8 protein-coding genes are annotated in these 7,015 nt (G+C 73.7%); 7 read left to right on the forward strand and 1 reads right to left on the reverse strand.

Annotated features, from left to right (window positions below; all coding sequences use genetic code 11):
- The 3 genes from GT030_RS19515 to GT030_RS19525 form a co-directional block, all read left to right on the forward strand.
- Positions 1-740 (forward strand): iron chelate uptake ABC transporter family permease subunit (locus tag GT030_RS19515; RefSeq protein WP_161202198.1); only part of this gene is annotated, 740 nt, incomplete at its 5' end.
- The gene (locus GT030_RS19520) at positions 737-1,783 is read left to right on the forward strand and encodes an iron chelate uptake ABC transporter family permease subunit (protein WP_161202199.1); all 1,047 of its coding nucleotides are present in this window, start codon (positions 737-739) and stop codon (positions 1,781-1,783) included. The genes GT030_RS19515 and GT030_RS19520, both read left to right, overlap by 4 nt.
- Positions 1,780-2,646 carry an ABC transporter ATP-binding protein gene (locus GT030_RS19525; RefSeq protein ID WP_202460290.1) on the forward strand — a complete coding sequence of 289 codons (867 nt, stop codon included), beginning with the start codon at positions 1,780-1,782 and terminating at the stop codon, positions 2,644-2,646. Before GT030_RS19520 ends, GT030_RS19525 begins: the two co-directional genes overlap by 4 nt.
- On the opposite strand, the gene GT030_RS19530 is transcribed toward GT030_RS19525, so the two are convergent.
- The gene (locus tag GT030_RS19530; RefSeq protein ID WP_130339375.1) at positions 2,630-2,977 is read right to left on the reverse strand and encodes a sterol-binding protein; all 348 of its coding nucleotides are present in this window, start codon (positions 2,975-2,977) and stop codon (positions 2,630-2,632) included. The two genes, GT030_RS19525 and GT030_RS19530, sit on opposite strands and share 17 nt — an antisense overlap.
- Before the next feature lie 42 nt (positions 2,978-3,019).
- Between GT030_RS19530 and GT030_RS19535 the strand changes: the two genes are divergently transcribed.
- From GT030_RS19535 to recN, 4 genes are all read left to right on the forward strand, one after another.
- Positions 3,020-3,271 carry a hypothetical protein gene (locus GT030_RS19535; RefSeq protein WP_161202201.1) on the forward strand — a complete coding sequence of 84 codons (252 nt, stop codon included), beginning with the start codon at positions 3,020-3,022 and terminating at the stop codon, positions 3,269-3,271.
- Between the two features lie 59 nt (positions 3,272-3,330).
- Positions 3,331-4,146: a TlyA family RNA methyltransferase gene (locus GT030_RS19540; RefSeq protein WP_161202202.1), complete on the forward strand. Its 816-nt coding sequence runs from the start codon at positions 3,331-3,333 to the stop codon at positions 4,144-4,146.
- Positions 4,143-5,060 carry an NAD kinase gene (locus GT030_RS19545; RefSeq protein ID WP_030812355.1) on the forward strand — a complete coding sequence of 306 codons (918 nt, stop codon included), beginning with the start codon at positions 4,143-4,145 and terminating at the stop codon, positions 5,058-5,060. Before GT030_RS19540 ends, GT030_RS19545 begins: the two co-directional genes overlap by 4 nt.
- 63 nt (positions 5,061-5,123) lie before the next feature.
- Positions 5,124-6,842 carry a DNA repair protein RecN gene (gene recN, locus GT030_RS19550; RefSeq protein WP_161202203.1) on the forward strand — a complete coding sequence of 573 codons (1,719 nt, stop codon included), beginning with the start codon at positions 5,124-5,126 and terminating at the stop codon, positions 6,840-6,842.
- Positions 6,843-7,015 lie beyond the last annotated feature (173 nt).

The following is a 7,015-nucleotide window of genomic DNA, read 5'->3' on the forward strand; positions in this document are numbered from 1 at the left end:
CGCTGGCCGACCCCGGCCTGCTCGGCATCAACGCGGGCGCCTCGGCGGCCGTCGTCACCGCCATCACCTTCTTCGGCGTGACCTCGCTCAGCGGTTATGTCTGGTTCGCGTTCGCCGGTGCGGCCGCCGTGGGCGCGCTGGTGTGGTTCCTCGGCGGCACGCGGGGTGCCACCCCGGTACGGCTCGCGCTGGCCGGCACCGCGATCGGGGCCGCGCTGTACGGCTACCTCCAGGCCGTGATGATCACGGACGACGAGGCGCTCTCCAGGATGCGCTTCTGGACCGTCGGCTCGCTGGACTCCGCCAACGACCGGACCATCGTCCAGGTGCTGCCGTTCCTGCTGGCCGGCATGGTCCTCTCGCTGGCCCTGGCCCGGCCGCTGAACGCCATGGAGATGGGCGACGACACCGCCCGCGCGCTCGGCGCCCACCTCAACCGCACCCGCGCGCTGGCCATGCTGGCGGCGACCGTGCTGTGCGGCGCCGCGACCGCCTCCTGCGGCCCGATCATGTTCGTCGGCCTGATGGTGCCGCACGTGGTGCGCTCCTTCACCGGGCCCGACCTGCGCTGGATCCTTCCGTACGCCGCCGTGCTGTCGCCCGTGCTGCTGCTCGGCGCCGACATCGCCGGCAGGCTCGTCGCCCGGCCCGCCGAGATCCAGGTCGGCATCATCACCGCGCTGATCGGCGGCCCGGTCTTCATCTTTCTCGTACGACGGCGGAGGACGGCGCAGCTGTGAAGACACTCTCCCGGAGCCGTGCGGTGCGTACCCCCGGCGGCCTCTCGCTCCGACTGGACCTGCGCTCCCTGACCGTCGTCGTCCTGCTGCTGGTCGCCGTGCTCGCCGCGGGCGTGGCCCTGATCGGCACCGGCGACGCCCACATCCCCGCCATGGACGTGCTGCGGACCCTCGTCGGGAACGGCAACCCGTACCAGGACTTCATCGTCAACGAACTGCGGCTGCCCCGGCTGCTGGTCGGACTGCTGGTCGGCGCGTCGCTGGGGCTCGGCGGGGCGCTGTTCCAGTCGATCTCCCGCAACCCGCTCGGCAGCCCCGACGTGCTCGGCCTCGCCCAGGGCTCCACCGCGGGCGCCCTGGTGATGATCGTGCTCTTCTCCGGCAGCGCCGCCGCCGTGACGGCGGGCGCGCTGGCCGGCGGCCTGGTCACGGGCCTCGGTATCTATCTGCTCGCCTGGAAGCAGGGGGTGCACGGATACCGGCTGGTCCTGGTCGGCATCGGCGTCTCCGCCGTGCTCACCGCCGTCAACGGCTACCTGATCACCAAGGCCGACATCGTCGACGCCGCCCGCGCGGTGGTGTGGATGACCGGCTCCCTCAGCGGCCGGGACTGGACCCAGGTCTGGCCGCTGCTGATCCTGTGCGCGGTCGTCGTCCCCGTCGTCCTCGCCCACGGGCGGGGTCTGCGCATGCTGGAGATGGGCGACGACGTGGCGTACGCCCTCGGGGTGCGGGTGCACCGGGTACGGCTGGTGCTGATGGCCGGCGCCGTCCTGCTCACCGCCGCCGCCACCGCCGCCGCGGGCCCCGTCGGCTTCGTCGCCCTCACCGCGCCGCAGCTCGCCCGGCGACTGACCCGCTCGCCGGGCCCCAACCTGGTGCCGTCCCTGTGCATGGGCGCCGCTCTGCTGGTCACCGCCGACTGGGTCTGCCAGCGTCTCTTCGGCGCCGACCAGCTGCCCGTCGGCGTGGTCACCGGTGTCGTCGGCGGCGCCTACCTGCTGTGGCTGCTGGTCGGCGAGCGCCGGGCGGGCCGGGTATGAGCGCGGCACCCAGCGGACCCCAGCCGAACACCTCGAGGAGTACCAGCACCGTGAACCGCCTGTCCGCCGAGAACGTCACCCTCGCCTACGAACAGCGCGTCATCGCCGAGCGGCTGTCGGTGGAGATTCCCGACAACTCCTTCACCGTGATCGTCGGCCCCAACGCGTGCGGCAAGTCCACCCTGCTGCGGGCGCTGTCGCGGATGCTGAAGCCGGCCGAGGGCCAGGTGCTGCTCGACGGGCAGGCCATCCAGTCGCTGCCCGCCAAGAAGGTCGCCCGCACCCTGGGCCTGCTCCCGCAGTCCTCCATCGCGCCCGACGGCATCACCGTCGCCGACCTCGTCGGCCGGGGCCGCTACCCGCATCAGGGGCTGCTGCGCCAGTGGTCGGCCGAGGACGAGCGGGTGGTCCAGGAGTCCATGGCGCAGACCGGCGTCGCGGAACTGGCCGAGCGGTACGTGGACGAACTCTCCGGCGGCCAGCGCCAGCGCGTCTGGATCGCCATGGCCCTCGCCCAGCAGACCCCGCTGCTGCTCCTGGACGAACCGACCACCTATCTCGACATCCAGCACCAGATCGACGTGCTCGACCTCTGTGCCGAGCTGCACGAGACGCAGGGGCGCACCCTGGTCGCCGTCCTGCACGACCTCAACCACGCGGCGCGCTACGCCACGCACCTCATCGCCCTGCGCGGCGGCGAGGTCATCGCCGAGGGCGCGCCGAACGAGATCGTCACCGCCCAGCTGGTCGAGCGGGTCTTCGGGCTGCGCTGCCAGGTCATCGACGACCCCGAGACCGGGACCCCGCTGGTCGTGCCCGCCGCCCGCAAGGCGCGGACGGCGAAGGTCACAGCAGCTTCCTGAGCCGGAACAGGTCCATCAGACCCGCCTCCAGCCTGACCCGGCCCGAACCCCAGGCCGAGGCGAAGTCCAGCTCGCCGTCCACCAGGGCCACCAGGTCGTCCCCGGTCAGGGCCAGCCGGATCTGGGCCCGCTCTCCCGGCGGGCCCGGCAGGGTCTCGGCCACCTCGATCCGGCCGCCTCGCATGCGGCCGGCGAAGGTGACGTCCAGGTCGGTGACATGGCAGCTCACCGAGCGGTCCAGCGCGGCGGCCGCGCCGACGTCGCCCCCGGCGCCGCTCATGCTGTCCGAAAGCTTCTCCAGTGCCGTACGGCACTCCTCGATCGTGGCCATCGCGCACGACGGTACCCCAGGCGTTCGCGGTAGCGTCTGGGCATGAGCGAGTCCGCGCCCGAGTCCGGGTCCCCGGCGCCCGAGACCGACCCCGCGGCCCCGGCGCCGCTTGCCGTCCCCCGCACCCCCACCGGGGACGCCGGGGTCGACGCCCGCCTGGCGAGGCTGGCCGGGGCCGACCACCTGCCCACCGAGGGACACCTCGGCGTGTACGAGGATGTACACCGGGGACTGCGCGACGCGCTGGACGCGCTCGACGCCCGCCCGGACCATCCGGCAGCCGCCCCCCGGTGAGGCCCCGCCCGCACCGCCCGTACCGACGCACGAAGACCTGAGCAGGAGCTGAACCGAACGTGGCAGGAGTCGCACGCCGCCGTCTCGACGCGGAACTGGTCCGCCGCAAGCTGGCGCGCTCGCGCGAGCACGCCAGCCAGCTGATCGCCGCCGGACGGGTCACCGTCGGCAAGACCGTGGCGACCAAGCCGGCCACCCAGGTGGAGACCGCCGCCGCGATCGTGGTGCTGAGCGACGACTCCGACCCCGACTACGTCTCGCGCGGCGGCCACAAGCTCGCCGGCGCCCTCGCCGCCTTCGTCCCCCAGGGCCTCGTGGTGGAGGGCCGCCGTGCCCTGGACGCCGGCGCCTCCACCGGCGGCTTCACCGACGTCCTGCTGCGCGCGGGGGCCGCCCAGGTCGTCGCCGTGGACGTCGGATACGGACAACTCGCCTGGTCTCTCAGGAACGATGAACGGGTCGTCGTCAAGGACCGTACGAACGTACGCGAGTTGACGCTGGACGGGATCGACGGGAAGCCGGTGGACCTGGTGGTGGGCGATCTGTCCTTCATCCCGCTCCATCTGGTGCTGCCCGCCCTCAAGCGGTGCGTGACGCCGGACGCGGATCTGGTGATGATGGTGAAACCGCAGTTCGAGGTGGGTAAGGAACGGCTGGGCAGCGGGGGTGTCGTACGGAGTCCGCAACTGCGGGCGGAGGCCGTGCGCGGGGTGGCCGACAAGGCGTGGGAGCTGGGTCTCGGGGTGCGAGGAGTCACCGCGAGTCCACTTCCGGGCCCGTCCGGCAACGTCGAGTACTTTCTCTGGCTGCGTGCCGGAGCCCCCGAGATCGACCCGGCCGACATCGATCGTGCAGTGGCGGAGGGGCCGCGTTGACACAGAACCGAGCGCGTACTGTTTTCCTGCTCGCCCACACCGGGCGTCCCGCGGCGATCCGCAGTGCGGAACTAGTGGTCAAGGGACTGCTGCGGTCCGGCATCGGGGTGCGGGTGCTGGAGGAGGAGGCGTGCGATCTGCCGCTGCCGGGCGAGGTGGAACTCGTCAAGGAGGCGACACCGCAGTCACTCGACGGCTGTGAACTGCTCATCGTCCTCGGCGGTGACGGCACCCTGCTGCGCGGCGCCGAGTTCGCCCGCGCCTCCGGGGTGCCGATGCTCGGCGTCAACCTGGGCAGCGTCGGCTTCCTCGCCGAGGCCGAGCGGGACGACCTGGACCGGGTGGTGGACCGGGTGGTGGCCCGCTCCTACGAGGTCGAGGAGCGCATGACCATCGACGTGGTCGTGCACCGCAACGGTGACATCGTGCACACCGACTGGGCGCTGAACGAGGCGGCCGTGCAGAAGGTGTCCGCCGAGAAGATGCTCGAAGTGGTGCTGGAGATCGACGGCCGTCCGGTCACCGCCTTCGGCTGCGACGGCATCGTGCTCTCCACCCCCACCGGCTCCACCGCCTACGCCTTCTCCGCCGGCGGACCGGTGGTGTGGCCCGAGGTGGAGGCGCTCCTCATGGTGCCGATCAGCGCGCACGCCCTGTTCGCGAAGCCGCTGGTCACCTCCCCCGACTCGGTCCTCGCCGTCGAGGTGCTCCCGCACGTCCCGCCGGGTGTGCTGTGGTGCGACGGCCGCCGCACCATCGAGCTGCCGCCCGGCGCGCGGGTCGAGGTCCGGCGCGGCGCGGTGCCGGTCCGGCTCGCCCGGCTGCACCACGCCTCCTTCACCGACCGGCTGGTGGCGAAGTTCGCCCTGCCGACCACCGGCTGGCGCGGCGCCCGGGACCACTCCTCGGAGTGACAGCGGCGGCCCGTGTGCGCGGCGCCCCCCGGACCTCGTAAGGTCTGTTCCGTGTTGGAGGAGATGCGGATACGGTCGCTCGGGGTCATCGACGACGCCGTGGTCGAGCTGTCGCCGGGGTTCACCGCGGTCACCGGTGAGACGGGCGCGGGCAAGACCATGGTGGTCACCAGCCTGGGCCTGCTGCTCGGCGGACGCGCCGACCCGGCGCTCGTACGGATCGGTGCGGGCAAGGCGGTGGTGGAGGGGCGGATCGCCCTGGCCGCCGGCGCCTCCGCCGTCGTACGCGCCGAGGAGGCGGGGGCCGAGCTGGACGACGGCGCCCTGCTGATCAGCCGTACCGTCTCCGCCGAGGGCCGCTCCCGCGCGCATCTCGGCGGGCGCAGCGTGCCCGTGGGGCTGCTCGCCGAGCTGGCCGACGAACTGGTGGCCGTGCACGGCCAGACCGACCAGCAGGGCCTGCTCAAGCTGTCCCGGCAGCGGCAGGCCCTGGACCGGTACGCGGGCGAGGCCGTCTCCGGCCCGCTGGCCGCGTACACCGAGGCGTACCGGCGGCTGCGGGCCGTCGCCGCCGAGCTGGACGAGATCGTCACCCGGGCCCGCGAGCGCGCCCAGGAGGCCGACCTGCTGCGGTACGGCCTGGACGAGATCGCCGCCGTGGAACCCCGCGCGGGGGAGGACACCGAACTCGCCGAGGAGGCGGAGCGGCTCGGGCACGCCGAGGCGCTGGCCGCCGCGGCCACCGCCGCGCACGCCGCCCTGGCGGGCAACCCCGAGGACCCGGAGGGCATCGACGCCGCCACCCTGGTCGCGGGCGCCCACCGGGCGCTGGAGACGGTCCGGGCCCACGACCCGGCGCTGGCCGCGCTCACCGACCGGATCGGGGAGATCGGCATCCTCCTCGCGGACGTCGCCGGTGAGCTGGCCGGATACGCCTCCGACCTGGACGCCGACCCGCTGCGGCTGGCCGCGGTCGAGGAGCGCCGGGCCGCGCTGACCGCGCTGACCCGCAAGTACGGCGAGGACATCGGCGCCGTGCTGGCCTGGGGCGAGCAGGGCGCCGCCCGGCTGACCGAGCTGGACGGCGACGACGAGCGGATCGGTGAACTCACCGCCGAGCGCGACGCCCTGGGCATCGAACTGGGCGCGCTCGCCGAGACGTTGACCAAGGCCCGCACCGAGGCGGCCGAGCGGTTCGCCGCCGCCGTCACCGCCGAACTGGCCTCGCTGGCGATGCCGCACGCGCGGGTCTCCTTCGACATCCGGCAGACCGAGGACCCCGACGGCATCGAGGCCGGCGGCCGTACGGTCGCCTACGGGCCCACCGGCGTCGACGAGGTCGAGCTGCTGCTCGCCCCGCACCCCGGCGCCCCGCCCCGGCCCATCGCCAAGGGCGCCTCCGGCGGTGAGCTGTCCCGCGTGATGCTCGCCGTGGAGGTGGTGTTCGCGGGCACCGACCCGGTGCCGACGTACCTGTTCGACGAGGTGGACGCCGGGGTCGGCGGCAAGGCGGCCGTGGAGATCGGGCGGCGGCTGGCGAAGCTCGCCCGGACCGCGCAGGTCGTCGTGGTCACCCACCTTCCGCAGGTCGCCGCGTTCGCCGACCGGCAGCTGCTGGTGGAGAAGACCAACGACGGTTCGGTCACCCGGTCCGGTGTGAAGGTCCTGGAGGGTGAGGACCGCGTCCGCGAGCTGTCCCGCATGCTGGCCGGCCAGGAGGACTCCGAGGCCGCCCGCGCCCACGCCGAGGAACTCCTCGCCACCGCCCGCGCGGAGGACTAGGAGGTGTCCCGTGCCGCCGCCCTGCTCACCTCGGCGCTGCTCACCCGAGGTCTGACGGCGGTGCTCCGGCACCGCGCGCCGGGCGGCCGGGACCGCTGGGAACGGAAGAACCACGCGGGCCGCACCGTCGAGCTGTACGCCGGGCCCGCGAGCGCCGCCGCCACCGCGCTCGC

This window comes from Streptomyces sp. SID1328, from assembly GCF_009865595.1.
Taxonomy (GTDB): domain Bacteria; phylum Actinomycetota; class Actinomycetes; order Streptomycetales; family Streptomycetaceae; genus Streptomyces; species Streptomyces griseoluteus.